General features: G+C 68.5%; 25 protein-coding genes. 16 read left to right on the forward strand and 9 right to left on the reverse strand.

The window, feature by feature from the left end; translation table 11 throughout:
* Nucleotides 1–40: 40 nt before the first annotated feature.
* Nucleotides 41–4,135 (reverse strand): translocation/assembly module TamB domain-containing protein, encoded by a 4,095-nt coding sequence (locus tag BMW51_RS05705; RefSeq protein WP_093005060.1) that lies wholly within the window; start codon nt 4,133–4,135, stop codon nt 41–43.
* A 20-nt stretch (nt 4,136–4,155) separates the two neighbouring features.
* Complete coding sequence (locus BMW51_RS05710; protein WP_093004298.1) at nt 4,156–6,105, reverse strand: autotransporter assembly complex protein TamA; 1,950 nt, start codon at nt 6,103–6,105, stop codon at nt 4,156–4,158.
* A 203-nt stretch (nt 6,106–6,308) separates the two neighbouring features.
* Between BMW51_RS05710 and BMW51_RS16035 the strand changes: the two genes are divergently transcribed.
* Complete coding sequence (locus BMW51_RS16035) at nt 6,309–6,482, forward strand: hypothetical protein (protein ID WP_177171530.1); 174 nt, start codon at nt 6,309–6,311, stop codon at nt 6,480–6,482.
* Nucleotides 6,483–6,486: 4 nt separating this feature from the next.
* On the opposite strand, the gene BMW51_RS05715 is transcribed toward BMW51_RS16035, so the two are convergent.
* Nucleotides 6,487–7,110: a S24 family peptidase gene (locus BMW51_RS05715; RefSeq protein WP_093004300.1), complete on the reverse strand. Its 624-nt coding sequence runs from the start codon at nt 7,108–7,110 to the stop codon at nt 6,487–6,489.
* A gap of 95 nt (nt 7,111–7,205) precedes the next feature.
* Here BMW51_RS05715 and BMW51_RS16040 point away from each other — a divergent pair, with 95 nt between their 5' ends.
* Together BMW51_RS16040 and BMW51_RS05720 are read left to right on the forward strand one after the other, a co-directional pair.
* The gene (locus BMW51_RS16040; RefSeq protein WP_019517339.1) at nt 7,206–7,376 is read left to right on the forward strand and encodes a hypothetical protein; all 171 of its coding nucleotides are present in this window, start codon (nt 7,206–7,208) and stop codon (nt 7,374–7,376) included.
* Entirely contained in the window at nt 7,376–7,678 is a 303-nt protein-coding gene (locus BMW51_RS05720) for a hypothetical protein (RefSeq protein WP_093004302.1), read from the forward strand. The genes BMW51_RS16040 and BMW51_RS05720 overlap by 1 nt, the downstream gene beginning before the upstream one ends.
* Here the strand turns inward: BMW51_RS05720 and BMW51_RS05725 are convergent, their stop codons facing one another.
* Entirely contained in the window at nt 7,679–8,848 is a 1,170-nt protein-coding gene (locus tag BMW51_RS05725; RefSeq protein WP_143051816.1) for a hypothetical protein, read from the reverse strand.
* Nucleotides 8,818–10,053 (reverse strand): TIGR04063 family PEP-CTERM/XrtA system glycosyltransferase, encoded by a 1,236-nt coding sequence (locus BMW51_RS05730; RefSeq protein WP_093004306.1) that lies wholly within the window; start codon nt 10,051–10,053, stop codon nt 8,818–8,820. The genes BMW51_RS05725 and BMW51_RS05730 overlap by 31 nt, the downstream gene beginning before the upstream one ends.
* 83 nt (nt 10,054–10,136) lie before the next feature.
* Between BMW51_RS05730 and BMW51_RS16325 the strand changes: the two genes are divergently transcribed.
* Both BMW51_RS16325 and BMW51_RS05735 read left to right on the forward strand, forming a co-directional pair.
* On the forward strand, nt 10,137–10,271 hold the full coding sequence (locus BMW51_RS16325) for a hypothetical protein (protein WP_281243239.1): 135 nt from the start codon (nt 10,137–10,139) through the stop codon (nt 10,269–10,271).
* A complete protein-coding gene (locus BMW51_RS05735; RefSeq protein WP_093004308.1) occupies nt 10,264–11,628 on the forward strand; it encodes a putative O-glycosylation ligase, exosortase A system-associated in 1,365 nt (454 codons plus the stop codon). The genes BMW51_RS16325 and BMW51_RS05735 overlap by 8 nt, the downstream gene beginning before the upstream one ends.
* A 9-nt stretch (nt 11,629–11,637) precedes the next feature.
* On the opposite strand, the gene BMW51_RS05740 is transcribed toward BMW51_RS05735, so the two are convergent.
* Nucleotides 11,638–12,195, reverse strand: a complete 558-nt coding sequence (locus tag BMW51_RS05740; protein ID WP_093004310.1) for a type 1 glutamine amidotransferase domain-containing protein — start codon at nt 12,193–12,195, stop codon at nt 11,638–11,640.
* 113 nt (nt 12,196–12,308) lie between these two features.
* On the opposite strand from BMW51_RS05740, the gene BMW51_RS05745 reads away from it, so the two are divergent.
* The 3 genes from BMW51_RS05745 (at nt 12,309) to BMW51_RS05755 (ending at nt 14,908) form a co-directional block, all read left to right on the forward strand.
* Complete coding sequence (locus tag BMW51_RS05745; RefSeq protein WP_093004312.1) at nt 12,309–13,322, forward strand: DNA topoisomerase IB; 1,014 nt, start codon at nt 12,309–12,311, stop codon at nt 13,320–13,322.
* 22 nt (nt 13,323–13,344) lie between these two features.
* A complete protein-coding gene (locus BMW51_RS05750; protein WP_093004314.1) occupies nt 13,345–14,526 on the forward strand; it encodes a mechanosensitive ion channel family protein in 1,182 nt (393 codons plus the stop codon).
* Nucleotides 14,527–14,614: 88 nt separating this feature from the next.
* Nucleotides 14,615–14,908, forward strand: coding sequence for a hypothetical protein (locus tag BMW51_RS05755; protein ID WP_093004316.1), 294 nt, complete (start codon nt 14,615–14,617; stop codon nt 14,906–14,908).
* Here BMW51_RS05755 and BMW51_RS05760 read toward each other — a convergent pair.
* Nucleotides 14,892–15,413 (reverse strand): GAF domain-containing protein, encoded by a 522-nt coding sequence (locus BMW51_RS05760; protein WP_093004318.1) that lies wholly within the window; start codon nt 15,411–15,413, stop codon nt 14,892–14,894. The genes BMW51_RS05755 and BMW51_RS05760 overlap by 17 nt on opposite strands.
* Before the next feature lie 111 nt (nt 15,414–15,524).
* Between BMW51_RS05760 and BMW51_RS05765 the strand changes: the two genes are divergently transcribed.
* On the forward strand, nt 15,525–15,905 hold the full coding sequence (locus tag BMW51_RS05765) for a glycine zipper 2TM domain-containing protein (protein WP_093004320.1): 381 nt from the start codon (nt 15,525–15,527) through the stop codon (nt 15,903–15,905).
* A 61-nt stretch (nt 15,906–15,966) separates the two neighbouring features.
* Here BMW51_RS05765 and BMW51_RS05770 read toward each other — a convergent pair whose 3' ends face one another.
* Nucleotides 15,967–18,909: an L-glutamate gamma-semialdehyde dehydrogenase gene (locus BMW51_RS05770; protein WP_245708302.1), complete on the reverse strand. Its 2,943-nt coding sequence runs from the start codon at nt 18,907–18,909 to the stop codon at nt 15,967–15,969.
* 173 nt (nt 18,910–19,082) lie between these two features.
* Here BMW51_RS05770 and BMW51_RS05775 point away from each other — a divergent pair, with 173 nt between their 5' ends.
* The 3 genes from BMW51_RS05775 to BMW51_RS05785 all read left to right on the forward strand — a co-directional run bounded on the left by BMW51_RS05775 (nt 19,083) and on the right by BMW51_RS05785 (nt 21,596).
* Nucleotides 19,083–19,517 carry a MaoC family dehydratase gene (locus BMW51_RS05775; protein ID WP_093005064.1) on the forward strand — a complete coding sequence of 145 codons (435 nt, stop codon included), beginning with the start codon at nt 19,083–19,085 and terminating at the stop codon, nt 19,515–19,517.
* 41 nt (nt 19,518–19,558) lie between these two features.
* Nucleotides 19,559–20,737 (forward strand): acetyl-CoA C-acyltransferase, encoded by a 1,179-nt coding sequence (locus tag BMW51_RS05780; protein ID WP_093004322.1) that lies wholly within the window; start codon nt 19,559–19,561, stop codon nt 20,735–20,737.
* Between the two features lie 355 nt (nt 20,738–21,092).
* Complete coding sequence (locus tag BMW51_RS05785; protein WP_093004324.1) at nt 21,093–21,596, forward strand: pyridoxamine 5'-phosphate oxidase family protein; 504 nt, start codon at nt 21,093–21,095, stop codon at nt 21,594–21,596.
* A 59-nt stretch (nt 21,597–21,655) separates the two neighbouring features.
* Here the strand turns inward: BMW51_RS05785 and BMW51_RS05790 are convergent, their stop codons facing one another.
* Nucleotides 21,656–22,888, reverse strand: coding sequence for a polyhydroxyalkanoate depolymerase (locus BMW51_RS05790; protein ID WP_093004326.1), 1,233 nt, complete (start codon nt 22,886–22,888; stop codon nt 21,656–21,658).
* Between the two features lie 166 nt (nt 22,889–23,054).
* On the opposite strand from BMW51_RS05790, the gene BMW51_RS05795 reads away from it, so the two are divergent.
* From BMW51_RS05795 to BMW51_RS05805, 4 genes are all read left to right on the forward strand, one after another.
* The gene (locus BMW51_RS05795) at nt 23,055–24,848 is read left to right on the forward strand and encodes an ABC transporter transmembrane domain-containing protein (RefSeq protein WP_093004328.1); all 1,794 of its coding nucleotides are present in this window, start codon (nt 23,055–23,057) and stop codon (nt 24,846–24,848) included.
* A gap of 129 nt (nt 24,849–24,977) precedes the next feature.
* Nucleotides 24,978–25,154, forward strand: a complete 177-nt coding sequence (locus BMW51_RS16045) for a hypothetical protein (RefSeq protein ID WP_177171552.1) — start codon at nt 24,978–24,980, stop codon at nt 25,152–25,154.
* Nucleotides 25,151–25,471 (forward strand): hypothetical protein, encoded by a 321-nt coding sequence (locus BMW51_RS05800; RefSeq protein ID WP_177171553.1) that lies wholly within the window; start codon nt 25,151–25,153, stop codon nt 25,469–25,471. Before BMW51_RS16045 ends, BMW51_RS05800 begins: the two co-directional genes overlap by 4 nt.
* An 86-nt stretch (nt 25,472–25,557) precedes the next feature.
* Nucleotides 25,558–26,724, forward strand: coding sequence for a saccharopine dehydrogenase family protein (locus tag BMW51_RS05805; protein WP_093004330.1), 1,167 nt, complete (start codon nt 25,558–25,560; stop codon nt 26,722–26,724).
* Nucleotides 26,725–26,749 lie beyond the last annotated feature (25 nt).

Here is a 26,749-nt window from a genome sequence, read left to right on the forward strand (position 1 = left end):
GACTGACGCTCCCGCCCACGCCCGGGCGGGAGCCGGCGGCTCAATAATCCTTCGACACGCGCACGTTGCCGCTCTGCCGGCCGAGCGTCGAGATCGACGACAGGAGCGACAGCCAGCGCGTGACCTGGAACTCCACCCGGGTCGCGGAATAGCCCTGCCCGTCGGTGATGATCTCTGCGTACAGCCGTCGCGTCACGTACTTGCCCGCCGCGATCGAGGTCGCCTGCCCGGTCTGCGGGTCGGCCGGCAGGATGCGCAGGCGGTCGAGCCCGGCCGCGCGGCGCACCGCGTTGATCGGGTTGATGCCGTTCCCGCCGTCCTGCAACGCTGCCACCGCGGCGGCGAGCTGCAATGCCTCGGGCGCGGACAGGTTGGTGATCGAGGTGCCGAACAGCAGCCGTGACAGCAGTTCGTCCTGCGGCAGCGCGGGCACACTGCTGAACGTGATCTCGGGCTTCTGCGCAACACCCGTCACGCGGATGCTGGCGCGCAGACCCGTCGAATCGGCGTTCGCCTCGATGTCGAGCGCGGGATTGGCGGGCACCTCACCGCCGAAACGCAGCACGCCGCGCTCCAGCTCGAACTCGCGCCCGGCGAACTCGTAATCACCGCGGATCAGGTCGGCGCGGCCGGTGATCGCGGGATTGTCGGGGGTGCCGGCGATGTTCACGTCGGTCGACCATTCGGACGACAGGCCGAGGCCGCTGACCATCAACCCGCCCTTCGCCCGCGCGTGCACCGCGAGCGTCCAAGGTGCAGGTCCGGTGTCATCGTCGGCTTCGCCACCACCGGGCAAGTTGATCTCGCGCACGTTTAGCTGCGGCAGCGCGCTCGCGACGGTCGCCTGACCGAGCCGGTAGCGGCTGGCGTCGAGCCGCACGTCGCCCGCGATCCGCCCGCCCGACCCGTCGGAGGTGAAGGTCACCGGCCCGGTCACCGTCGCGCCGATATCGTCGCGGTCGATCAGCACCGCGTGGTTCGCCTGCATCCTGAGATCGAGCGCGACGCCTTTCGCGCCGGCGAAATCGAACCGGCCGGTGCCGGTGACCGTCCCCCCGCGCCCGGCGTCGGCGGTGAAGCTCTGCACCTGCAATTGCGATCCGGCGAAGCGGCCCGCCGCCTGCACGTTGGTGAGCGCGGTGCCCGTCGTCGCGCTGCTGATCCGCGCGCCGGTCGCCCTCACCTGCCCCCTGATCTGCGGTGCGCGCACGCTGCCGGACACGTCGGCGGCGATCGCGACGGGTCCGGCAAGGTCGAACAGCTCGACCCGCGTCAGCCGCCACAGCGTATCCGCCGGGCCGGAATAGCGCAGCTGCGCAAATAGTCCCGCACCCGTCAGCCGCTCGACCGCGTCACCCTGCCCCAGCGGCCGCAGCAGCGCCTGTGCGCGCCCGATCGTGCGCCCGTTCGACGCCATGACGGCGCGCACGCCCGCCTTGTCGGCGGTCAATACGCCCGCGATCCCCAGATCGATCGGCGTGGAGGATTGCAGCAGCCCCGAGCGCGTCAGCCCGCGCACCGTCATGTTGACGCGACCGGTCGGCGCGTCGCTTCCCCGCGCCGAATAATGCAGCGAACCCGATGCATTGCCGCCGAGACCGAGTCCGGCATAGCCGATATCGAGCACCGACAAGGGCATCGTGTCGACGGTGAGGTCAACTGCGGTGTCGACTGCCCCAAACCGTCCCGACACCTGCGCCTTGCCGCCCGCGAACGACAGCGCGGTCGGCGCGAGGAGCCAGTCGTCGCCGTCGCGGCGCAGCCGCGCGGGCGTGTCGAGCCGGATCGGCTGGTTGCCGACCTTCCCTTGCGCCTGCACGGTGTAACCGTCGGCGGCGATCTGCGTCACCGTCTGGATCTGGAACCCCGCACCGCGCGATCCCGCGATCGAGGCGCGGACTTCGCCGGCGTCGCCGTTCAGTGACGCGGTGCCGGCGAACCGCGCGATGCTGAGCGAGCCGCGGCGCAGGCCGCTGCCCGTCGCCGTCGCGGTCACGCGCGTGCCGGCGGGGTCGAGCAAGGTGGTGAAATCCACGTGTCCCTGTCGCACCGACACGGTGCCGAGTCGCGCCGCCCGCGCGTCGAGTGCACCGACGATGCGCTGGATCGTCCCCTGCGGCGCGAAGTCGAGTGTGCCCGTGATACCGCCACCCGCAACCGTCAGGCGGCCAGCGAAGCCGTTCGGCACGATGTCGAGCGCGCCGCTCGCGCGCGTCCCGCTCACATCCAGCCGAGCGACCGCGATCCGCGCGGTGCCGCCCTTCGGCAGCAGGATCTGTCCCTCGGTCGTGAATGGTCCCAGCCTTGAGCCCCCTGCGGCGGTAAAGGCGAACCCGGCAGGCGTCGGATCGAGGTGGGCGCGTACCCCCGTCAGGCCCAGCGCCGCGTTCGGCCGCTGGAAAACGAGATCGATCACCGGCCGCTCGATCTGTCCGTCGAGGTTCAGAGTCAGCGCGCCGTAGGTCGCCTGCGTGCCTGCGCCCTCGAAATGGAACGTGCCGTCACGGCGACGAAAGCCGCTTCCCGCCAGCCTGATCTGCGGCGCGGTCAGGACGAGGTTGGAGAAGTGGAGCACGCCATCGGGCGTGCGTTCCAGCAGCGTCTCGACGTGCGGCAGCCCGCCCGCCAGACTGCGGAAGAACGCATTGTCGAGCCGCACGACCTGCGCGCTGCCACGTCCGACGACGCGCGTGCCCTTGCCGCCCGGCCCCGGCACGACGCTCAATCGCGATTGCACGTCGACCACGCCGAGGCCGGGGATCAGCAATCGGCCGAGCGCGCCGTTGACGCCGATGTCGAACTGCCCGTTCGACAGGTCGAGCTGCAGGTTTATCCGCCCGGTCAGCTTGTCCGAGCGCAGCCGCAGGTCGTCGCCCGTCACCAGTTTCGACGTAACCCGCAGCGTGCCGTCGACACTCAGGTTGCGCAGGATGCCGCCCGCGACGTTGCCAACGCCGGTCACCCGCGCGGCGGTGAAGCGGACCGGCAGCGTGATTGGCGACTTCGACCAGCGCCCGCGTCCCGCCGCGCGCGCCTGCTCGAACCCGGTCTGATCGAACGAGAAGCGCGGTGCCGTGATGCGGTAATCGAACGTGAACGCGCGAAGCGGCCCGTTCAGGATCGCGCGCAGCTCCATGTCGGTCGCCCGCATGTTGCGGAACAGCGCCTCGGGCCGGAGCAGCCGCGCGCGCAGGCGCACATTGTCGAGCCGACTTCGCGCCAGATCGACCACGCCCGTCGCCTCGGCGGCGAGCGCGGCGGAGCGAAGCGACAGCGTGCCGTCCAGCCGACGATCGGCGAAGGTGCCGCTGCCGTTCACCGCAACGCGCGGCGTGGTCAGCGCCTGGAGCTTGCCGCGCGTGATGCCCGCGACCGCGAGTGTTCCCGTCAGCGTGTAGCGGCCCGCGTCGTTGCCGAGCGCGAGGTCGAGCACGCGCGCGCCGCCGACCTGCCCGCGCGCGCGCCCGCGCCAGCGCTGCCAGTCACCCACCCCGTCAACGTCGAGCGTGACCGCGCGGCTGAGGCGCGTCAGTTGCGCCAGCACACCGTTCGCAGCACCCGCGGCGTGCACGTCGACGTCGAAGCGTCCTGCATCGGGCACCGCGTCGATCCGCGCGGTCACGCGGTCGCTCCCTTCGATCAGCGCGGCGAGATCGACCGCGGCATGGCCCGAGCGGATGTCGGCGCGGCCCTGAAGCCGTCCGTAGCGCAGCCGCCCCGTCACCCGCGGCGCGACCACGAGCCGCGAGACGCGCAACCGGCGGATCGCGATGTCGAAGTCGGGCAGGATCGGCCCCTGCTTGCCGGTGTCGATCGTCCGCGGCAGCTTGGCGAGCGTGGCTTGGGGTATGTCGAGCGCGTCAATGTCGAGCCGGTTCGACACCCAGGCGAACGGATTCCAGTCGAGCGTTGCGCGCGGCACCGCCAGCACCAGCCCGTCGGGATCGCTCAGGCGAAAATCGACCAGCTCGGCCTTGCCGTACAGCGACCCGTCGATACGGCCGAGGTGAAAGCGCAGACCGTTGGCGGGCGCGAGCGCGTTGACGCGGTCGGCGACGAAGCGATGGCCGATGTCGCTGTCGAGCACGGCCGCGACCGTCGCGATCAACAGCGCCAGCGCGCCGACGATCCGCATCGCCCAGCGCAGCGCGCGCCTCAAAACGCCTGCCCCAGCGAGACATAGACCGCGATCCGGCTGTCACCCGGTTGCGGGTTGAGCGGGGTGCCGACATCGAGGCGGATCGGCCCGAAGTTGGAGTAATAACGCACGCCCAGTCCCGCGCCGTACTGCAATCCTTTGAAGTCGGGCACGACGCCGGTGTATATGTTCCCGCCGTCGAAAAAGGGAACGACGCCGAAATTGCCGAACGCCTTGACCCGCGCCTCGATCGAGAATTCGGATAGCGAGCGCCCGCCGATTGGATCGTTGTTGACGTCGCGCGGGCCGATCGCCTGGAACCCGTAACCGCGTACCGACGCACCGCCGCCGGCGTAGAAGCGTCGCGACGGCGCGATCTGGTCGCGCGGTGCGCCGAGGATGGTACCGACGCGCACGCGCCCGGCGAGCGTCACGCTCTTGGTCGCCGGTACATAGCCGCTCACGTCCAATTGCGTGCGCGCGTAGCCGAACGCGCTGCCTTGCAGGCTGACCTCGGGGCTGAGCCGCCCGGCGAGGCGGAACCCGCGCGTCGGATTGAGCAGGTCGTCCGATCCGTCATAGCCGAGGCTCGTCGGCAGCGCGCCGATGAAGAAGGTGCGGCGGCGCGGCTCGCCGGTCGAGGCGATCACGTCGCGCTCGTCGGTCGCGACCAGCTCGGCCCCGAGCGACCAGGTCCAGGTCTTCTGAAAGAAGATATTGGTCTGTCGCTCGAGCGACCCCGACAGTGTCAGCGTGTTCGCGTCATACGCGTCGCGCTGCGTGTGCGCGGCGGCGAACTGCGCGGTCAGCACCTGATCGCGCTCACGAAAATTGTTGCGGCGGAACACGACCGAGCCGAGCTGCTCGCGCGTGCCGAGCACCCCGCGCAGCGTCAACGCACCCTCGGGCGGGAACAGGTTGCGGTGCGTCCAGCTGACCTCCGAGCGCGCGCCCTCGCCGGTGCCGTAACCCAGCTCGCCCGCGATCGTGCGCGGTGGCGCGGGCTCCAGCCGCACGTCGAGGTCGACCGTCTCGGGCGTCGCGCCCGGCACCGGCGTCACCTGCGCGGTCGAGACGAGCCCGGTCTGGATCAGCGCGCGGCGCAGGTCGTCGACACCCGAGGTCGTATACGGATCGCCGGGTGCGAAGCGCGCGATCTCCTGCACGTGCGCGGCGTCGAACACGCGGTTGTTCGCATTCGCGGTGATGCGCCCGAAACGGCGAGCGGTGCCCGGCGCGACATCGAGCGCGAGCGTCGCGGTGCGCGTCGCGTGATCGACCACGATCTCCGGCTCGCCGATCTTGGCAAAGGCGAACCCCTGCTCGCCGACCGCGGTGCGCAAGGTGGTCTCGGCGGCCGCAATCGTGTCGGCATTGACCGGATCGTTGCCGGTGACCGGAAACGCCTTCTCGAGCGCCGCCGCCTTGTCGCCCGCGCCCGCGACACCGTTCAGCGTCACGCCGGCGAAGCGGTAGAGCGGCCCGGGCGTCGCCTGCAGCACGATGACGGGGCGCTTCGCCTCGCTCGCGACCGCAGTCGTGACCGCGGCATCGTAATAGCCCTCGCCCTTCAACAATGTGACGAGCAGGTCGGCGTCCTGCTTCGCGCGGCGGTCGAGCTGCGCGGCGTTCGCCTCCTTGTTGTGGTTGGCGGCGAGCGTCGACAGTTCCACGAACCGCTGCCGCAGCAGCGCGGAGGCGATCCCGTCGATCCCCTCGACGCGGTAATCGTATCGCGTCAGCGCGTTCACGTCGGCGCGGCGCCCGGTCGTGCTCACGCTCGTCGCCGCGGGCGCTGCCGACAGATCGGGCCAGTCGACCCCGATGTCGGGCATCGCGGCGAGCGGCGCGGCAGGATCGAGGTCGAGCGGGTCGGACGATTGCGGTGCGCCGGCGACGGACAACGCGGCAGGTGTCGAGGCGGGCGAGACCGGGCGCGCCTGCTGCGCGTAGGCAGCCGGCACCATCCCGACGATCCCCCCGGCCGCGCACAGCCACGCGCGGCACCGCCCCACACGCGAACCCATAGTTTGCGGCTTAGCCCGCCGCCACGCGGCGCGACAGGGGCAAAGCGCCGTCAGGTCCGCTTCGGACCGCGCGCCTGCCACGGCCCGTCGCGCACCCGACGCGTGCTGGCGCGCGCCGGCGTGACGTGGCACAGCGCGTCGCCATGAGCCAGCCGACCAGATCATCCGCCGCGGGCGGCTTCTTCATCGCGATGGGTGCGCTCGTCGGCACCGGCGTCGGCATCGCCATGCGTCAGCCGTCGATCGGTTTTCTCGCCGGAACGGCGTTCGGCATCGCGGTCGCGCTCGGCATCTGGTTGATCGACCACCGGCGCTGACAAGCTACAGGTTGCGCAGCAGCAGCCGCGCGCGGCCGATCACCACGACCTCGCCGACCGCTCGCTCGATTGTCGCGAACAGCGGGTTGTCGCTCGCGATCACCAGAACGCCGCCGTCGCGCCGGACGCGCTTGATCGCCAGCAGGTCGTCGACGCGGATCACGAACAGGTCGCCGGCGCGCGAGACGGTGCGCGCGGCGCGATCGACCAGCACGCGGTCACCGTCGCGGATGTGCGGCGCCATCGACTCGCCGCGCACATCGATGATCGACGCGTCCGCGGCCGCGATCCCGGCGGCGCGCAACGTCTCGGGCGCGAACGCCTCGTATCGCACGACGCGCTCTTCCCCCGCATCGGCACCCGGCCCGGCCGAGGCGGCGAGCCCCAGATAGGGCACTCGCACGAGCACCGGCGCGTCCGGCACCGGACCGCCCAGCAGCGCTTCCTCGACGTCGAAGAAGGCAGCGAGCACGCGCCGGTCACGCTCGGGTAGCACGCGCGGCGTGCCCCGTCGGACGTATTGCTGAAGATAGGCGATGTTGCGCCCGAGCATTCGCGACAACGCCGACATGCTGGTTCCGCGTTCCCGCGTCAGGCGATCGAGCGCGTCGCGAGGTGTCTCGACCATGCACGTTCGTAGCGCAGGAAAATTCCTAGACAAGTTGGAAATTGCAGAACAGACCAAGAACACGTCCTGCTGGACATTGATTCTAGGAGCGCTGCATGACCCTGCTGACCGACATCGACCGATATTTGCGCCGCACTGGCATGCCCGAGACGAAGTTCGGGCGGCTGGCTGTGCGCGACCCGCGCCTCGTTCACGATCTGCGCCGCGGACGCGTGCCGGGCGAGCGTATCTGCGCGCGCGTATTCGCGATGATGGAGGAACGCTGATGCGCGCGGCGGAGCGGTTCGAACGCGCGCTATGCGCCTCGGCACGACGCGCCGGGGCACCGATCGCGATCGCCTCCCATGCCGCGCGCGAGTGGCGTTCGGCGACCTTCAGCGGCGCGCGTCACGTGGTGGAAGCGTGCGGTACGCGCGGCGACGCGCTCGACGCGTGGCTGGCGACGCTCGTCGATACCGAATTGACGGTGCCCGGCCACGTGGTTGCCGAATTGCGCGTGGACGAGCGCGCGAGCGACAGCGACGGAGCGCGCTTCCGTCTGGAAGGCGTCACCGTCGCACTCGGCTGATCAGCTCGCGGCGAGGCGACGCAAACGTTGCAGCGTATCGTCGAGCGAAGCGGGCGCTGCAGCCGGCGGCGGCGCAGGCGTCGGAGCGGGTGCAGGTGCCGCGACGGGCGTGGCGACGATCCGCCGCTGCGCTGCGCCGCGTTCGAGCCGGGCGAGCAGACCCGCGATCGACTCATCTTCGCTATCGTGCGGCGGCGTCACCGCGGCATGCGCCTGCTCGGCGACCACCAGCCGCGGTGCTACCGGCTCGCGCGGGGTCGGCGCTGGAGAAGCTGCGATCGGCGCGTGCTCCTCTGCGTCATCGAACACCTGCGGTGAGGCGAATTCCGCGGGTTGCGGAGCAGCAGCAGGCGGCCACTCTACATGCGACTCGTACGCCCCCGCTACGTCGATTGACTCGGCGTCCAGGCGGTGCGGCTGCTCGGTCGGCTCGTCAATCCATTCGGCGCGCTCGCTCGACTCGGGCATCGGAACGGCCGCAGCCGCGACCGACTGGTCGACGTGCTCCACCCACTCGGCCGTCTCCTCCTCGGGCGCCAGCCAGGCGAAGCGCGGCGCGGGCGCGTCCTGCCCCTTGACCTGCTCGACCCGGCGCGACAGCGGCGGCAGCGGCTCGGGCGGCGCCATCGGGCGCAGCGGCACCGCGGCGGGATCGAAATCGGCCAGCGGGCGGTCGAGGTCGGCGGGCAGCGGCTGCTCGGCAGGCGGCGGCAGCGGGGCGGAGCGCTGATCCTCCTCGCCGAAGATCGGCAGCGGATCGCCCAGGTCGCTCGCGGCGCGGATCGGGCGGCGCGGCGGCGCGTCGGGGTGCGCGTCGGCGCGGCGGATGACGGGCACGTCCTCCTCCTCGTCGCCACCCTGCCCCGTGCGCACGCGCGCCCTGCGCGCGAACGCGTCGGGCCGGTCGAGCAGCCACGCCTTGCCCTGCGGCGCGAACCCGCACGCTGCAATCAGCGCGCCGGCCAGCAGCGCCAGGATCGTCCGCCCGGTGGTGCCGATCGGCGAGGCGGCGGCGGGCAGCACGCTGTTGAAGCCGGCGCGATCGACCGCTGCGTTCAGCACGTCGCTCGGCACCGTCGCGATGCCGATCGCGACGCCCAGCCCGATCAGCGCGGCGACAGCGGGAAGGACGTAATGCCTCACGCGTTCAAGGGGGAATGTGCTTGCCATGTTCGGTCCTGACGCGCGTGGGCGAGTTCGTGGTAAACGGGATCGTAGCGCGCAATATTTGACGACCAGTTACGCTCGGCTTCGACGAAGGCACGCGCGCGCCGCCGCCGTGCCGGCCATTCCGATCGATCGGCGAGCAGCGCCGCCAGCGATGCCGCGATCGCGGCGGGATCGTCGGGCGCGAACAGCGTGCCCGTTTGGCCGTCGCGGATCAGCTCGCGGTGGCCACCGATGTCGGACGCGGCGACGATCCGCTCCTGCGCCATCGCTTCCAGCGGCTTCAGCGGGGTGACGAGATCGGTCAGCCGCATCCGCTTGCGCGGATAAGCGAGCACGTCGACCAGGCTGTAGTAGCGCTCGACCTCGGCGTGCGGCACGCGCCCGACGAAGCGGATCTGCGCGGCAGCCGGCGACGCCGCCGCCTGCCCGCGCAACGCTGCCTCCATCGGGCCGCCACCGACCAGCAGCAATTGCGCGCCCGGCCGGGCCGCCACCAGCGCGGGCATGGCGGCGATCAGGTCGTCGAGCCCTTCGTAATCGTAGAAGCTGCCGATGAAGCCGATCACCTCGTCGCCAAGCCCCAGCTCGTTCGCGAGCGCCTCGTCGCGCGCCGGCGGCGATCCGAACAGCGTCAGGTCGACGCCGTTGGGCGACACGATGATCTTGGCAGGCGAGATACCGCGCGCGATCAGGTCGCCGCGCAGTCCCTCGCAGATCACCGCCACTGCATCGGCGCGGCGGCACAGCCATGTCTCGAGCGCACGCGTCGCGCGGTAGCGCGCGCTTTTCTCCCGCCCGGTACCGTTCCCGACCGCGGCATCCTCCCAGAAGGCACGAATTTCGTACAGCAGCGGCAATCCCCGCGCCCGCGCGACGCGCAACGCGGCGAGACCACCCAGCACCGGCGAATGCGCGTGGAGCACGTCGGGGCGAAACGCCTCCACGACCTCGTCCACCCGGCGCGCCAGCGCGGCGATCTCACGCATCTCGCCCAGCGGCGCGGGCAGCTTGGCAGGCGGAGGTGTGCGAAAGAAGTCGATCCCGTCGACCGTCTCGTGCGCGGTGGCGCTCGCCCCCTGCCGCGCGCCCGTCACCGCCGCCACCTGCCACCCGCGCGCCATCTGCGCGTGCAGAATCGCGCGCGTGCGAAAGGTGTACCCGCTCTGCAGCGGCAAGCCGTGGTCGAAGACGTGAAGGATACGCATGGCGCACCCTTGCCCCAGCCGGGTTTAACGCCGCGTCAACTGCGCCGCGGCTAGGGCGTGCCGACGATGAGGACGCCGCGGCCATGATCGACAATTTCGCACTCGGGCTCGCGCACGGGCTGATGATGATCGCCGCGTTCCTGCTGCTGCGCCGCCCCGACCTCGACAGCGAGGTCAAGCCCGACACCGCCGTGGAGCGTCGCCGCCGCCGTGCGTGACCTCGCGTTCATCGGCTTCCTGCTGGCACTTTGGGGAACGGGCTTTCGCCGCCCGTTCCTGTTCGTGCTCGCCTACGTTTATATCGACATCATCTCGCCGCAGCGGCTGACCTATTACATGCTCAACAGCGTGCCGATCAGCCTGATCGCGGTCGTGCTGGTGGTGCTCGGCTGGGCGCTCGCCGACGACAAGAAGGACAGCCGCTTCGCGCCGCGACAGGCGCTGTTCCTCGTCCTGCTCGCCTATTGCTACGCCACCACCAAGATGGCCGATTTCCCGCTCGAAGCGCTCGATAAGTGGGAATGGGTGTGGAAGAATCTTGCCTTCGCCGCCTTCCTGCCCCTCACCTTGCGCACGCGGTTACGCCTCGAGTCGCTGCTGCTGTTCGTGGTTCTTTCCGCCGCGTCGATCATCATCGTCGGCGGGATCAAGACGCTCGTCTCTGGCGGCGGCTACGGCGAGCTCAACCTGATGGTCGCGAACAATTCGGGCCTCTACGAAGGTTCGATCATCTCCGCGGTCGCGATCTCGCTCATCCCGATCATCCTGTGGCTGGCGCGTGACGGAACGTTGTTCAAGCCCGACTGGCGCGTGAAGCTGTTCGCCTATGCGCTGACCTTTTCATGCCTGCTGATCCCGGTCGGCACCTCGGCGCGCACCGGCCTGCTCTGCATCGCGTTGCTCGCGGTGCTGATGCTGCGCACGGTCAAGCGGCGGATGCTCTACCTCGGCGCGCTCGGGCTCGCCGGGCTGGTCGCGGTGCCGTTCCTGCCGTCCGCGTTCAGCGAGCGGATGGGGACGATCAAGACCTATCAGGCCGACGAATCCGCCTCCACCCGGCTCGCGGTGTGGGGCTGGACGTGGGAATATGCCAAGACGCACCCCTTCGGCGGCGGGTTCGAGGCGTATCGCCAGAACAAGATCCGCTACGACACCGTCAGCGTGCAGGGATCGGGTGCGGGCACCACGGTCAAGCGCGACCTGACCGTCGACAAGAGCCGCGCCTATCATTCGAGCTATTTCGAGATGCTGGGCGAGCAGGGTTATCCAGGGCTAGGCCTGTGGCTGCTCTTCAACCTCATCGGCATCGTCCGCATGGAGGTGGTGCGCCGACGCTACATCAAGGATGGGGAAGGACAGGCCTGGGCCGGGCGGCTGGCAGAGGCATTGCAGCACGCGCAGCTGATCTACCTGCTCGGCGGCGCGTTCGTCGGCATCGCGTTCCAGAGCTATCTGTATTTCGTGCTCGGCGCGCAGATCGGGCTCGACACCTACATGGCGCGGCTGCGCAAGGAGGCGACGTTCGCGCCGATGCAGCGCCGCCGCCCCGCCCGGATGGCGGCAGCGGCGGCGTAGCGTATCCGCTCAGTCGTTCGTGGAGGCGACCTGCGTCAGCGCCTCGATGATCGCCTTGTTGAACGCCGGGATGTCGTCGGGCTTGCGGCTGGTGATGAGGTTGTCGTCGACCACGACCTGCTCGTCGACCACGTCCGCGCCCGCATTTTCTAGGTCGGTGCGGACCGACGGCCAGCTCGTCACCTGACGTCCGTCGACCACGTCGGCCTCGACCAGCAGCCACGGCGCGTGGCAGATCGCGGCCACGATCTTGTCGTCGTCCATGAACTCCTCGACGATCTCGAGCGCGCGCTCCTGCAACCGCATCTTGTCGGGATTGCCGACGCCGCCCGGCAGCACCAGCGCGTCGAAGTCCTGCGTGTCGACCGCATCGAGCGTCAGGTCGGGCGTGATCGTCTTGCCCTTCTCATCGTCGTTGACCACGCCCTGGATCGGGTCGGTCTTGATCGAGGCGAGCGTCACCTGCACGCCCGCGTCGAGCAACGCCTGGCGGGGATCGAACAGCTCGGCTTCCTCGAACCCGTCGGTGGCGAGCATCAGCACGCGCATGTTGGATAAATCGGCCATGTCGGGAAACTCCGTCGAAAGGGGCTGCCTGAACCCCTGCCCCCGCCCGCTCGTTCCGGGAACGAAGGCGTCACGCACGCATTTGCAAATAGTACGAGGAGGTTGCGGGCAGCGTGACGGCGACGATCAACTATTGCGACGACAGCGAACCCGGCATCACCCGCAAGAAGACGCGCGGCGGGAAGTGGAGCTATTGGACGCCGGACGGTGAGCGCGTGACCGATCGCGACGAGATCGATCGGCTGAACGCGATCGGCCTGCCGCCCGCCTATACCGACGCGTGGTTCTGCCTCGATCCGTTCGGTCATGTCCAGGCGGTCGGCTGGGACGAGAAGGGTCGCAAGCAATACCGCTACCACACCGAGTTCCGCGCCGCGCAGGAGGCGGCGAAATATTCCAAGTGCGTCAGCTTCGGCCTTGCGCTGCCCAAGCTGCGGCGGCGGATGGAGGAAGACCTCGCTCATCGCCGCCACGACAAGGACCGCACGCTTGCCGCGGTCGTGAAGCTGCTCGACACGCACAATCTGCGCATCGGCAACGAGACCTATGCCAAGACCAACAAGAGCTTCGGCCTGACGACGCTGCGCGACCGCCACGCGAAGATCGCGGGCAAGACGCTCAAGCTCAAATACCGCGCCAAGTCGGGCAAGGAGCGGATGCTGACGATCAGCGACCGCAGCCTCGCGCAGTTCGTCAAACGGTGTCAGGACCTGCCGGGACAGAAACTGTTCCAATACGTCGACGCCGAGGGTGAGCCGCGCCCGATCACCTCGTCCGACGTCAACGCCTATATCAAGGAAGCGATGGGCGAGGATTTCAGCGCCAAGCATTTCCGCACCTGGGGCGCGAGCGTCGTCGCGTTCGAAACGCTGGCCGAGGCGCCCGAGCCGATCAGCCTGAAGACGATGCTCGAACCGGTGGTCGAGCGCCTGGGCAACACGCCCGCGATCGCGCGCAAGTCCTACGTCCATCCCGACCTGATCGAGCTCGGCAAGAGCAAGGCGGCGCAGGCGACCTTCCGCGCCGGGCTCAAGCTGCCGCGCGCCACCCCCTACCTCAGCCGCGCCGAGCGCGGGCTGATCGCGTTCCTGAGCGCGGAAACCAACGAAACGGCGAAGGCGGCGTAACGCCGCCCGACGATTGGAAAGCATGACCAGCACGAACAAGGCGGCCGCCGCCGCGACCAAGACGCAGATCGACACCGCCCGCGTACAGGATCAGGCCGAGAGCCTGTTTCGATCCAGCACGCTGTGGCTACAAACCCACTGGCTGCAAATTCTGATCGGGATCGGCGCGGGGGTGGCGATTGCCGCCGCGCTATTCTGGCTACGTGGCTTTGGCCCGCGCATCGTCGCGCGCAGCAAAACGGGCAAGGGCTGGTCCGCCGTGTTCGGCCGCGCGGTAGAGCGGACGCACAGCTTCTTCATCGTCATGCTGTCGGCGAAGCTGGTCGTCGGTTACGCCGGCGCCCCCGCCGACGTTTCGAGCACGGTCACTTTCCTGTTCACGATTGCGGCGGTGTTCCAGGCGGCGATCTGGGCGCGCGAGATCATCCTCGGCGCGATCGAGCATCGCACCCGCGGCGAACATATCGGCGGCGAGGCGCTGGGCAGCGCGATGGGGCTGATCCGGCTGCTCGTCAGCTTCAGCGTCTTCGCGATCGCCCTGGTCGTCGTGCTCGACAATCTGGGCGTCAACGTGACCGGCCTGGTCGCGGGTCTGGGCGTCGGCGGTATCGCGATCGGCCTCGCCGCGCAGGGTATCTTCGCCGACCTGTTCGCCGCGCTGGCGATCATCTTCGACCGGCCGTTCCGCCGCGGCGACGCGGTCACCTACGACAGCACGTCGGGCAACGTCGAGGAGATCGGGCTCAAGTCGACGCGCATCCGCGGGATCGACGGCGAATTGCGCGTCATCAGCAACAAGAACCTGCTCGACAAGGAAATCCAGAACAATTCGGTGCGCGAACGTCGCCGCTCGACCTTCACGATCGGCCTCGCCTACGAAACGCCGCCAGACAAGCTCTCGCGCTTTCCCGACATGATGAAGGAAGAGGTCGAGGCGTGCGGCATGACCTTCGTCCGCTGCGGCTTCTTCCAGTTCGGCGCGTCGAGCCTCGACTTCGACCTCCGCTTCGACAGTCCGTCGGCCGACTTCATGGAGGCGTACGACGGCCGCCACCGCGTCGGCGTCGCGATCGTGCGGCGCTGCAACGACGAAGGGCTGGTGATCGCCTATCCCACGCAGGTGAACTACACCGCCGCCCCCGACGGGCGGTTGGTCGATCCCGCACCCGATGGCCCGCCACCACGGCAGGCAGCGGAGGGCTGATCGCGCGCCTTACGTTACGGCATGTTGCGGTGAACCGTTGCGCGCGTGCACTTCTTTGTAAGAAATTAGCCCGCTAAGACGGGGCGACATGATCAGCGCGCCGCTACACGACACGCTTCGCCAGACGGCGATCACCGCAGCGGTCCTGCACGTGCTTCACGCCGCATGGCCGGTCGCGACCGACCTCGACCCTCACGCGCTCGGCGTCATGGGCAGCGACGACGATCGGCTGTTCGTCGCCGCCGTGCGCGCGCTGGTCGACGAAGGACTGATCGCGATTGAGGCGTTACTGATCGGCACCGCCGACACCCCCGTCGCACGCGGCGCGATGCTGACTCACAAGGGCTGGAGCGTTCTCGACGAGGTTACGCGTCCGATGTGACCGCGTCGAGCAGCCGCTCCTCCAGCCGCGTCTCAAGCAGGTGCACGACCACTTCCGCCAGCTTTTTCAGGATCGTGAGTTCGCGCTCGCTCACCCCGCGCGGGTGAGCGTCGATTGCGGCGAGCATGCCCAGGTTGTTGCCGTCCGATCCCCTGAGCGGCACGCCGGCGTAGAAGCGCAGCCCGAAATCGCCCGCGACCAGCGGATTGGCGATCGTCCGCACGTCGATTTCGGCATTCTCGACCACCCAGGGATCGTCTTGCGCGACCGCCGATCCGCACAACCCCTCGTCGCGCGCCAGCTGATCGATGCCGTCGATCCCGGGCGACGCCTTGAGCCAGATGCGGTCCTTGCCCACCAGGCTGATGATCGCGATCGGGCAATCGAGCGCGAGCGCGGCTACCTCTGCCAGCTCATTCAGCATCGCATTGGGCGGCTGGTTGATGACGTCGAGTCGCAGCAGGCTGTTTAGCCGTGCACGTTCCCGCTCGCTGATTTGGTCCATATTCGCCTCCAATTCCGGGCTAGATAGCCCGAAGCGGCCATGTGGCAAGCGCGCCGAGCCGATGAACTTCGTCGCGCTCCCCCGCGTTGGGCGGGTGAAGGAGACGACCTCATGATCCGTAACGCCCTGTTCTCGCTCGCCGCAATCGCGTCGATGACTGCGCCGATGGCGATCGCGCCTGCCGCGGCACAGCGCGGCGACCGCGATTACCGCTGGCACGGCGACGACCGCAACTGGAACCCGCGCGACAGCTACCGCGCGCGTCGCGGCGACGATCGCCGGCTCGGGCGCAACGACCGCATCTATCGCGGGCGCGACGGCCGCGCTTATTGCAAGCGCAACGACGGCACGACCGGGCTGGTGATCGGCGGCGTCGGCGGCGCGGCGCTCGGCAATCTCGTCGGCGGCGGCCTGCTCGGCACGCTCGCGGGCGGTGGCGCGGGCGCATTGCTTGGCCGCTCGATCGACCGCGGCAACGTCAAGTGCCGCTGATCGACTGACCGATCAGATGACGGCGGCCGGGCAGTCACTGCCCGGCCGTTTTCCTATCCGCTCAGATCCCGCCTTCCTCCAGGCTGAGCAACGTCGCATTGCCGCCCGCGCTGGTGGTGTCGACCGACACCGCGCGCTCGGCGCAGAAGCGATAAAGGTAGTGCGGCCCGCCTGCCTTCGGCCCCGTGCCCGACAGGCCCTCGCCCCCGAACGGCTGCGACCCGACCACCGCGCCGATCATCGACCGGTTGATGTAGAGGTTGCCGACCTCGGCCAGCTCTTCCGTCACCTCGGCCGCGCGCGCGATGCGGCTGTGCAGCCCCATCGTCAGACCATAACCCTTCGCATTCACCCGCGCGATCGTCTGCTCCAGCTCGCCCGCCTTCCACGTCGCAACGTGCAGGATGGGGCCGAACCATTCGCGATTCAGCTCCTCGATTGACCCGAGCCGGATCAGCGTCGGCGGCACGAACAGCCCGCCTGCGGGTGCGTCGATCGTCTTGACCCAGCGCGCGCGGGCACTGTCGCGGTACGCCATCAACCGATCGTACGCATCCTGATCAATCACCGGACCGACATCGCTCGCCGGGTCGGACGGATCGCCGAGCGTCAGCAGGTCCATCGCACCTGACAGCATTTCGATCAGCCCGTCGGCGATATCCTCCTGCACCAAGAGCAGGCGGAGCGCCGAGCAGCGCTGTCCGGCGGAGCGGAACGCGCTGGTGACCACATCGGCGACGACCTGCTCGGGCAGCGCGGTCGAATCGACGATCATCGCGTTGATCCCGCCCGTTTCCGCGATCAGCGGGACGATCGGCCGCTCGTTGTCCGCCAGCAGGCTGCGCGCGATCTTCTTCGCAGTTGCAGTCGATCCAGTAAAGGCGACGCCCTGCACCCGCGTATCGGCGGTCAGCGCCGCGCCGACCTCCGGTCCGCCCGGCACCAGGATCAGCGCGTCGGCGGGAACGCCGGCCTCGTGCGCGAGTTCGACGGCGCGCCGCGCAATCGCGGGCGTCTGCGGCGCGGGCTTCGCCACCACAGTATTGCCCGTCACCAATGCAGCAACCGTCTGCCCCAGGAAGATCGCCAAGGGGAAATTCCACGGCGCGATCGTCGCCCACACGCCGCGCCCGTCCAGATGCAGCATGTTGCGCTCGCCCGTCGGCCCGGGAAGCTCGATCGGCTGCATCTTCGCGCGCGCCTGCATCGCGTAATAGCGACAGAAGTCGGCCGCTTCGCGCACCTCGCCGATTGAGTCGGCGATGCTCTTCTTCGCTTCCTGTACGCAGATCGCCATCAACTCGTCGCGATGACGCTCGAGCAGGTCGGCGAGGCGATCGAGGCAGTCCGCACGCGCCTCGACCGGGGTCGCGCGCCACGCCGGAAAGGCGGCATGCGCGCGTGGCACTGCGTCGTTTACCGCCTGCGTGCTCACCGCCTCGACCGACAGGTTTACCGGCGCCCGTACCGCATGCGTCGTCTTCGCCAGCACGTTACGCTCGGCCAGATCGATGCCCATCGAATTGCGATGCCCGTCGGCGGCGCGGAACAGGTCGACTGGCAGCGGGATCGACGAATGCCGCGCGCCGCCGACCGCGCTGATCTTCGCGACCGGATCGGCGAGGATCTCGTCCTCGGTCAGCCGCGCGTCGGCGAGCTGGTGGACGAAACTCGAGTTCGCGCCATTCTCCAACAGGCGACGAACAAGATAGGCGAGCAGGTCACGGTGTCCGCCGACCGGCGCGTAGATGCGGCAGTGATAGCCGTTGTCGCGCACCAGCCGCTCGTACAGCCCGTCGCCCATGCCGTGCAGCCGCTGGAACTCGAAGTCTCGGGCATTGCCCGCCCATTCGACGATCGTCGCGACCGTCAGCGCATTGTGGCTGGCGAACGCGGGGCGAATGTGAGGTGCGTCGAGCATGTCGCGCGCGACCGCTAGATAGCTGACGTCGGTCGACGCCTTGCGCGTGAAGAGCGGATAATCCTCCAGCCCCTCGACCTGCGTGCGCTTGATCTCGCTGTCCCAATACGCGCCCTTGACCAGCCGCACGTTCATCACGCGGCCGAGCTCGTTCGCCCAGGCGACGACGGGGCGCGCGCGCTTGCCGTACGCCTGCACCGCCATGCCGAATCCGTCCCAGTCGTTCAGTGCCGGGAGCGCGGCGACATTGCCGATGATGTCGAGGCTCATGTCGAGCCGCTCGCTCTCCTCCGCGTCGACGGTCAGCGCGATCCCCTTGCCCGCCGCCTGCACCGCCAGCGCCTCGAGCATCTCGGTCAACGCAGGAACGCACTCGTCCCACTTCGCCACCTCGTAGCGCGGGTGGAGCGCGGACAGCTTGACCGAAATTGAGTGGCCGGCGGACGGGTCACGCCCGACTGCGTCTATCGCATCGACGTACGCCTTGAAATACCGCTCGCCGTCCGCGGTCGTGCGCGCCGCCTCGCCCAGCATGTCGAAACTGGCGGTGAAGCCGCGGTTGTCGGGCTTCTTCATCCGCCGCATCGCCTCGTCGATGGTGCGCCCCATGACGAAGATCTCGCCCATCATCTTCATCGCGGCACCCACCGCCTGGCGCACGAACGGCTCGCCCGCGCGGCTCAGCAGGCGCTTCAGCGGCCCCGCCTCGCCCTCGCCCACGAGCGCGCGGCCGACCACCAGTCCCCAGGTAGCGGTATTGACGAGGCGGCTGTTCGATTGACCGGCGTGGCTGCGCCAGTTTGCCTCGCCCAGCTTGTCGGAGATGAGCAGATCGGCGGTCTCGGGATCGGGCACGCGCAGGAACGCCTCGGCCAGGCTCAGCAGCGCGACGCCCTCCGACGAGTTGAGGCGGTATTCCTGCAGGAACTGGTTCACCCAGCCGCGCGATTGCGCCGCGCGCAGGTCCGCGAGCAGCCCCGACGCCGTGTCCATCACCCGCTCGCGCGAATCAGGCGTGAGCGCGGCGCGGGCGAGCAGCGGTTTTAGAACATCCGGTTCGCTCGCGCGGTGCAGGCGACGCATGGTTTCGCGGGTTGCTGACGCTACGGCAGAGGACATGTTCATGTTTCCGGTTCGTGGACCACTTGCGGGATGGGCTACCCCGCGCTTATGCAGTGCCGCAGTGCAGCGCGGCGCTCGGCCGCTGCTTTAGCGCGTCGTACCGTGAAGGGGAATTCGTCGTGACCGCAGACGAGATGAAGGCCAGCATCGGGCAGGAAAGCGTTTCCGACTGGGTCGAGGTGACGCAGGACATGATCAACAAGTTCGCCGACGCGACGGGTGATCACCAGTTCATCCACGTGAACCCCGAAATGGCGAAAATGACGCCGTTCGGCACCACGATCGCGCACGGTTTCCTCACCCTGTCGCTGCTCCCGCAACTCGCCGCCAAGACGCCCGACGCGCCAAAGCTCGACGGGGTGAAGATGGGCGTCAATTACGGCGGCAACAAAGTCCGCTTCCTCGCCCCCGTGCCCTCGGGCTCGCGCGTGCGCGGCCGCTCCAAGATCATCCAGTTCGATGAAAAGCGCCCCGGCCAGTATCAATACACCACCGAGACGACGATCGAGATCGAGGGATCGGACAAACCCGCGATGATCGCCGAGTGGATCACGCAGGTGTTCAACTGACCGCTGACACCCCAACCCTGTTTCATCTGAAAGGCTCGCCCATGCGTTCCGCCGTTATCGTCTCCACCGCCCGTACCCCGATCGGCCGCGCCTATCGCGGCGCGTTCAACAACCTGCCCTCGCCGACGCTCGCCAGCCACGCGATCAAGGCGGCGGTCGAGCGCGCCAAGATCGATGGCGGAGAGGTGGACGACGTGATCCTCGGCTCCGCGCTGCAACAGGGTCATCAGGCAGGCAACATCGCGCGCACTTCCTTGCTGCGCGCGGGGTTGCCGACGACCGTGTCGGGCATGTCGGTCGATCGCCAGTGCGCGAGCGGGCTGATGGCAATCGCGACCGCGGCGAAGCAGATCATTGTCGACGGCATGGACGTGACGATCGGCGGCGGCGTTGAATCGATCAGCCTCGTGCAGACGCCGCAGATGCGCGTCGCGCCCGATCCCGAGCTGCTGGCGATGCACAAGAACATCTACATGCCGATGCTCCAGACCGCCGAGGTGGTCGCCAAGCGCTACGGCATCAGCCGCGACGCGCAGGACGAGTACGGCTACCAGTCGCAGATGCGCACCGCCGCCGCGCAGGCCGCGGGCAAGTTCGACGACGAGATCGTGTCGGTCTCTGCGACGATGGCAGTGACGGACAAGGAGACCAAGGAAGTCTCGCACAAGGACGTAACGCTGTCGAAGGACGAGGGCAACCGCGCCGACACGACGTTGGAGGGTTTGAAGTCCTTGAAGCCCGTGCTCGGTCCCGACCTCAACATCACCGCGGGCAACGCGTCGCAGCTGTCGGACGGTGCGTCTGCCAGCGTGCTGATGGAGGAAAGCCTCGCCGCCAAGAAGGGGCTGACCCCGCTCGGCCGCTACGTCGGCATGGCAGTCGCGGGCACCGAGCCTGACGAGATGGGCATCGGCCCCGTCTTCGCGATTCCGAAGCTGCTCGAGCGCAACGGCCTCAAGATGGACGACATCGGCCTGTGGGAGCTGAACGAGGCGTTCGCGGTGCAGGTGCTCTACTGCCGCGACAAGCTCGGCATCCCGGACGAGCTCTTGAACGTCAACGGCGGTGCGATCTCGATCGGCCACCCCTACGGCATGTCGGGCGCACGCATGACCGGCCACGCGCTGATCGAGGGCAAGCGGCGCGGCGCGAAATACGTCGTCGTCACGATGTGCGTCGGCGGCGGCATGGGCGCGGCCGGACTGTTCGAAGTGCTGTAATTGAAGCGTAAGGATCGATACGCTATGTAGTGGTCCGGCGACGTCATTGGCGCCTTTCTGTGAGCCTCGGATGTGTCAGCATCCGGGGCTCAATACGTTTGGGGCTCGTGTGTCAGCACGAGCCCCGCCCGTGCACTTACTTCTTCGTTACCTCAATGACCTTCACAACCAGGGTCGCGAAGGCGAAGAGGACGCCTAGAAACAAGCACAGATCGGCGAACGTCATTGGTTTCCGCCTTTCTGGCTGGCAGCAGGATTGCCGCCATCGGTCATCCAAGCAGGTCCGATACGCCCGCGCAACCAACCCCGCCGCGCCTCGTTCTCCCGCCGAAACCCCTCGTGAGGAGAGACGACGATGGCCGACGCCAACACCGATCCCAAGCAGCTCAAGACCGACATGTGGAAGAAGATGGCCGAGAGCCCGTACCTGATGGTCGGCCCGGCGGACGGCAGCACGCACAGCGAGCCGCTGGCGGTGCAGCTCGACAAGGATCAGGTCGACACGCTGTTCTTCTTTATCGGCAAGGACAACCGCGTCGCCGGCAAGGACAAGCTGATGGTGCAGTTCGTGTCGAAGGGACACGATTTCTTCGCCTGCATGCACGGCCGCGGCCGCATCAACAACGACCGCGCGCTGATCGACAAGCTCTGGAATAATCAGGTCGAGGCGTGGTTTCCAGGCGGCAAGGAAGACCCAAACCTCGCGCTGCTCCAGGTCGATATCGACAGCGCCGAGCTGTGGGAAACCGACATGTCGATCTCGGGCAAGGTAAAGCAGCTGTTCGGCGGCACGATCAAGGCCGGCGAGGAAGGCAGCCATGCCAAGGTGCAGACAACGGCGGAAAACTCGAACGCCTGACCGTCGCGTCGGCGTGCAGCAAGAGCCGGTCGCGTCACCCGCGGCCGGCTCTTCGCATATCAGGTGTTGGGGGTAATGAAATTCTCGACCACCGGCGCGATACGGTTGCGCCACTTGGAACCGTTGAAGATGCCGTAGTGCCCGACACCCTCGGCCATCAGGTAACGCTTCTTGTCGTCAGGCAGGTTGGTGGCGAGCGTCAGCGCCGCCTTGGTCTGCCCCAGCCCCGAAATGTCGTCGCGCTCGCCCTCGATCGCGAGCAGCGCCACGTCGGTGATCGCGCCCGTGTCGACCTTGCGCCCGCGATGCGTCATCATGCCCCTGGGCAGCTTGTGCTCCTGGAACACGACATCGATTGTCTGAAGGTAGAATTCCGCCGTCATGTCCGCGACCGAGCGATATTCCTCGTAGAAGTCCTTGGTCGCCTGTGCGCTCGCACCATCGCCCTGGACCAGATGCTTGAACATCTCCCAGTGGCTCAGCATGTGATTGCCCAGATTCATCGACATGAAGCCGGTGAGCTGCAGGAAGCCCGGATACACCCGCCGCCCGGCACCCGGATGGCACGCCGGCACCGTCGCGATCACATTCTGCTCGAACCACGCGAACGGCCGCTCGGTCGCGAGCGTGTTAACCGCGGTCGGCGCCTCGCGCGTGTCGATCGGGCCGCCCATCATCGTCAGCGTTTTAGGCCGCGCGGGGTTCTTGTCCGCGCTCATCACCGCGACGGCGGCGAGGCTCGGCACCGACGGCTGGCAGACCGCGAGCATATGCGTCCCGCCCTGCCCCTCGTTGCTGCCCATCTCCTCCAAAAACGCGATCAGGTAATCGACGTAGTCGTCGAGATCGAAGCGCCCCTCGCTGACGGGCACATTCTTCGCGTCGTGCCAGTCGGTGATGTGGACGTCGGCGAACGGCAGCATCCGCTCGACGGTGCCGCGCAGCAGCGTCGCGAAATGCCCCGACATCGGTGCGACGATCAGCAGCTTGGGGCCACCCTCCACGCCCTCACGGCGAAAGCGCTTCAGATCACCGAAGGGCCGCGCGAGCACGACCTCTTCGATCACCTTAACCTCGCGACCGTCGATCACCGTCGTATCGAGCCCGAACGCCGGCTTGCCACGCGACGCGCTCGCGTGCGCGAATACTTCCAGCGCGCTCGCCATCACCGGTCCGCCGCCCAGATAGGCGAACGGGTTTGCCGGATCGTTCAGCCAGCCGGCAGTCGCGGTCGCCAGTGCGCTGGCGGACGAGAGCCAGCTGCGCTGCAGTTCATAGGCGTCGTAGAACATCGGGTATGCCTCTCCGCCCCCAGATGGGGGCTCGTGATACTAACCGAAACGCTGCACTGCACAATGATGTTGCATGGTCGGCTCGACGCTTCGTGCCGGGCGGTGGCTCAAGGGTCACACCGGCCACGGCGTTGAGCCACCCTGTCCTCGCTGCTAGGGCACGCGCATGGCCAGCGCTCCCCCGCCCCCTGCATCAACCGAGGTTGCGCCATCGCGCCGCATCGGCAATCTCGCGATGGTCTGGCGCGCCGCGCGGGCGTACCCGTTGCAGATCGCGGGCGCCTGCGTGGCGCTCGCGGTCACGTCGGCGGCGACGATTGCGATCCCCTACAGCTTCAAGCGCGTGATCGATCGCGGCTTCGCAGCTGGCGGCGACAGCCAGGCGGTGTCGGGCGCGTTCCATTACATGCTGATGATCGTCGTCGTGCTGGCGATCGGCACCGCGTTCCGCTTCTACTTCGTGTCGTGGCTGGGCGAGCGCGTCGTCGCCGACATCCGAACGCAGGTGCAGCGCCACCTTCTGACGCTCACCCCGCGCTTCTACGAGGAGAACCGCCCGTCGGAGATCGCCAGTCGCCTGACCGCGGACACCGGTCAGATCGAGACGGTCGTTGGCAGCACGGTGTCGATTGCGCTGCGCAACCTGTTCACCAGCGTCGGTGGGCTTGTCTACCTGTTCACCATCTCGCCCAAGCTGACCGGGCTGCTGGTGGTCGCGATCCCGCTGATCATCGCGCCGATCGCCTTGCTGGGCAAACGCGTGCGCAGCTACTCGCGCACCTCGCAGGACCGGATCGCCGATGTCGGCTCGATCGTCACCGAAACACTCGGTGCGATGAAGATCGTCCAGGCGTTCGGGCAGGAGCGCCGCGAATCTGAGCGCTTCAGCGACGCGGTCGAGGCGACGATGGCGGCGGCGCGCAAGCGCATCCTGCTCCGCGCGATCATGACCGCGATCGTCATCGGCCTCGTCTTCGGCGCGATCACCTTGGTGATGTGGGAGGGCGCGATCGACGTCGCCGCCGGACGCCTGTCGGGCGGCGCGATCGCCGCGTTCGTGCTGACCGGCGGCATCGTCGCGGGCGCGTTCGGCGCGCTGACCGAGGTGTACGGCGATCTGCTGCGCGGTGCAGGTGCCGCAGGGCGTCTGGCCGAATTGCTCGACGAGCGGCCGGAGATCGCGCCGCCCGCCCACCCGATCGCGCTGCCTCAACCGCCGCAGGGCCGTGTCGACTTCGCGCAGGTCGAGTTTCGCTACCCGACCCGCCCCGACCTGCCCGCGCTGCACGACTTCTCGCTCTCGGTCGCACCCGGCGAGACGGTCGCGATCGTCGGCCCGTCGGGGGCGGGCAAGTCGACGCTGTTTCAGTTGATCCAGCGCTTCTACGATCCCGCCGCCGGTACGGTCAGCGTGGACGGCGTGCCCTTGCGCGACGCCGACCCCGCCGAGGTACGCGCGCGGATCGCGATGGTGCCGCAGGAGACGGTCATCTTCGGCACCAGCGCGCGCGACAATCTGCGCTACGGTCGCTGGGACGCCGACGACGCCGCGATCTGGCACGCCGCAGAGGCTGCCAATGCCGCCGACTTCCTACGCGCGCTGCCAGACGGGCTCGACACCTTTCTGGGCGAAGGCGGCGCGCGACTGTCCGGCGGCCAGCGGCAGCGCGTCGCGATCGCACGCGCGCTGTTGCGCGACGCGCCGATCCTGCTGCTCGACGAGGCGACCAGCGCATTAGATGCAGAGAGCGAACGGCTGGTGCAGGACGCGCTCGAGCGGTTGATGGCCGACCGCACGACGATCGTCATCGCGCACCGCCTTGCCACCGTCCGCGCCGCCGACCGCATCGTCGTGATGGACGAGGGTCGCATCGTCGAGCAGGGCACGCACGCGACCCTGTTCGCGCGCGGCGGGCTCTACGCGCGGCTCGCCAGCCTGCAATTCAACGAGGCTGCCTGAGCGCTCCGCCACTGCGCCTATCAATAGGCGCCCACATGCCCTATATCCAAGTCATCGTGCGCAACCGACCCGTAGGCGCGCGCGGCTGAGAGACCATCGCGCTCCCGCTTACGACGAGGAGCATGTGCCTTGGACCTCAACTACCTTCTTCACCGTCATCAGGTTTCGCTGATGCGCGCGCACGATGGCGCGACCAGCGAGGCGCGCTGCGCGCATCGCGGGCTCGCCCTCGGCTACCGCGAGCGGATCGCGGCGCTGCGCGAGACGATGGGTGTTACCACCATGACGCTGGACCGCGTCAGTTGAGCGATCCCGTCGACACCGGTGCTGATGCTCAGCCAGCCGCCCGCAAGCCCGCCGGCCGCCACTTTCGTCCGGCGCGCGTCGCAATGGACCGAGCCGCGGCCGAGCGGCAGGGCCGGATCGCGCAGGCCGCGTTCCTGACGCTCGGCAACCGCGATGCCGCGATTGCCTTTCTCAACACGCACGACGACGCGCTGGGCCAGCGCCCGATCGACGCCGCGGTGGCGAGCACCGATGGCCTTGCCGCGGCCGAACGGCTGCTCGCCGACCGCGCGAGTGGCGAAAAGCCCACAAACCTCACGCTCCCGCCTGCCACCTAAGCTGTTCCGCTCGCGTATCGAACCGGGGTTGTAACGCGCGCGCCTATTCGCTCTACTCCCACCCGTGAAACGGCAGGGAGGCTGACATGTCACAGGGTCAACGCGAGTTCGACGTGATCGTCTACGGCGCGACCGGGTACACCGGGCGGCTCGTTGCCGAATATCTGGCGCAGACCTACCCGACCGGCGTACGCTGGGCGATGGCGGGACGCTCGATGGCGAAGCTTGAGGCGGTTCGCGCCGAAATGGGCGTGCCCGCCGACGTGCCGCTCGTCACCGCCGACGCGGATGCACCCACGAGCCTGCGCGCGATGTGCGCGCGCGCCACCGTCGTCATCACCACGGTAGGCCCCTACCAGCTTTACGGCAGTGATCTGGTCGCCGCCTGTGTCGAAACCGGCACGGCTTACGTCGACCTGTGCGGCGAGCCGGGGTGGATGCGCGAGATGATCGACGCGCACCACGCCGCCGCCCGCGCGAACGGCGCGCAGATCGTCTTCTCGTGCGGGTTCGACTCGATCCCGTTCGACCTTGGGGTGCTGACGCTGCAGGAGGCAGCGCAGGCGCGCTTCGGCAAGCCCGTACCCCGCATCAAGGCACGCGTGCGCGAGATGAAGGGCGGCTTCTCCGGCGGCACCGCGGCGAGCCTCAAGGCGACGATGGCAGCGGCGGCGAAGAAGCCCTCGCTGATCCCGCTGCTCGCCGATCCATTCGCGCTGACGCCGGGGCACAAGGGGCCGAACCAGCCATCGGGGCTGATCCCCGAATATGATCCGACGCTCCACTCCTGGGTCGCGCCCTTCGTCATGGCGCCGATCAACACCAAGAACGTCCACCGCACCAACTTCCTGCTCGGTCAGCAATGGGGCGACATCGTCTACGACGAGATGGTGGTGACGGGTCTCGGCGACGTGGGTCGTGCCGCGGCAGAGGCGCTGGGCAAGCTCAATCCGTTCGGCGGCGACAAGGGCCCGAAACCCGGCGAAGGACCGACCAAGGAGGAGCGCGAGGCGGGTCACTTCGACGTGCTGTTCGCCGGCCTCTACGACGACGGGCAGCGGATCGACGCGGTCGTGACCGGCAACCGCGATCCCGGCTACGGCTGCACCAGCCGCATGCTGGCGGAGAGCGCCTTGTGCCTGGTCGAGGACGTGCGCGGCGATGGCGGCATCTGGACGCCCGGCGCGTTGATGGGAACGAAATTGCGCGACCGGCTGGTGGCGCGCGCCGGTATGACCTTCACCGCGCAGTGACGGCGACGGCGGTGGGCGACCTTTG

The sequence above is a fragment of the Sphingomonas palmae genome (assembly GCF_900109565.1).
GTDB lineage: Bacteria > Pseudomonadota > Alphaproteobacteria > Sphingomonadales > Sphingomonadaceae > Sphingomonas > Sphingomonas palmae.

What these genes read in the sequence shown, in the direction of transcription:
- BMW51_RS05705 (WP_093005060.1), bottom strand. Translation starts at nt 4,135, where the DNA reads ATGCGGATCGTCGGCGCGCTGGCGCTGTTGATCGCGACGGTCGCGGCC.
- BMW51_RS05710 (WP_093004298.1), bottom strand. Translation starts at nt 6,105, where the DNA reads ATGGTGCCGGCTGCCTACGCGCAGCAGGCGCGCCCGGTCTCGCCCGCC.
- BMW51_RS16035 (WP_177171530.1), top strand. Translation starts at nt 6,309, where the DNA reads ATGAGCCAGCCGACCAGATCATCCGCCGCGGGCGGCTTCTTCATCGCG.
- BMW51_RS05715 (WP_093004300.1), bottom strand. Translation starts at nt 7,110, where the DNA reads ATGGTCGAGACACCTCGCGACGCGCTCGATCGCCTGACGCGGGAACGC.
- BMW51_RS16040 (WP_019517339.1), top strand. Translation starts at nt 7,206, where the DNA reads ATGACCCTGCTGACCGACATCGACCGATATTTGCGCCGCACTGGCATG.
- BMW51_RS05720 (WP_093004302.1), top strand. Translation starts at nt 7,376, where the DNA reads ATGCGCGCGGCGGAGCGGTTCGAACGCGCGCTATGCGCCTCGGCACGA.
- BMW51_RS05725 (WP_143051816.1), bottom strand. Translation starts at nt 8,848, where the DNA reads ATGGCAAGCACATTCCCCCTTGAACGCGTGAGGCATTACGTCCTTCCC.
- BMW51_RS05730 (WP_093004306.1), bottom strand. Translation starts at nt 10,053, where the DNA reads ATGCGTATCCTTCACGTCTTCGACCACGGCTTGCCGCTGCAGAGCGGG.
- BMW51_RS16325 (WP_281243239.1), top strand. Translation starts at nt 10,137, where the DNA reads ATGATCGACAATTTCGCACTCGGGCTCGCGCACGGGCTGATGATGATC.
- BMW51_RS05740 (WP_093004310.1), bottom strand. Translation starts at nt 12,195, where the DNA reads ATGGCCGATTTATCCAACATGCGCGTGCTGATGCTCGCCACCGACGGG.
- BMW51_RS05750 (WP_093004314.1), top strand. Translation starts at nt 13,345, where the DNA reads ATGACCAGCACGAACAAGGCGGCCGCCGCCGCGACCAAGACGCAGATC.
- BMW51_RS05755 (WP_093004316.1), top strand. Translation starts at nt 14,615, where the DNA reads ATGATCAGCGCGCCGCTACACGACACGCTTCGCCAGACGGCGATCACC.
- BMW51_RS05760 (WP_093004318.1), bottom strand. Translation starts at nt 15,413, where the DNA reads ATGGACCAAATCAGCGAGCGGGAACGTGCACGGCTAAACAGCCTGCTG.
- BMW51_RS05765 (WP_093004320.1), top strand. Translation starts at nt 15,525, where the DNA reads ATGATCCGTAACGCCCTGTTCTCGCTCGCCGCAATCGCGTCGATGACT.
- BMW51_RS05770 (WP_245708302.1), bottom strand. Translation starts at nt 18,909, where the DNA reads ATGCGTCGCCTGCACCGCGCGAGCGAACCGGATGTTCTAAAACCGCTG.
- BMW51_RS05775 (WP_093005064.1), top strand. Translation starts at nt 19,083, where the DNA reads ATGAAGGCCAGCATCGGGCAGGAAAGCGTTTCCGACTGGGTCGAGGTG.
- BMW51_RS05780 (WP_093004322.1), top strand. Translation starts at nt 19,559, where the DNA reads ATGCGTTCCGCCGTTATCGTCTCCACCGCCCGTACCCCGATCGGCCGC.
- BMW51_RS05785 (WP_093004324.1), top strand. Translation starts at nt 21,093, where the DNA reads ATGGCCGACGCCAACACCGATCCCAAGCAGCTCAAGACCGACATGTGG.
- BMW51_RS05790 (WP_093004326.1), bottom strand. Translation starts at nt 22,888, where the DNA reads ATGTTCTACGACGCCTATGAACTGCAGCGCAGCTGGCTCTCGTCCGCC.
- BMW51_RS05795 (WP_093004328.1), top strand. Translation starts at nt 23,055, where the DNA reads ATGGCCAGCGCTCCCCCGCCCCCTGCATCAACCGAGGTTGCGCCATCG.
- BMW51_RS05805 (WP_093004330.1), top strand. Translation starts at nt 25,558, where the DNA reads ATGTCACAGGGTCAACGCGAGTTCGACGTGATCGTCTACGGCGCGACC.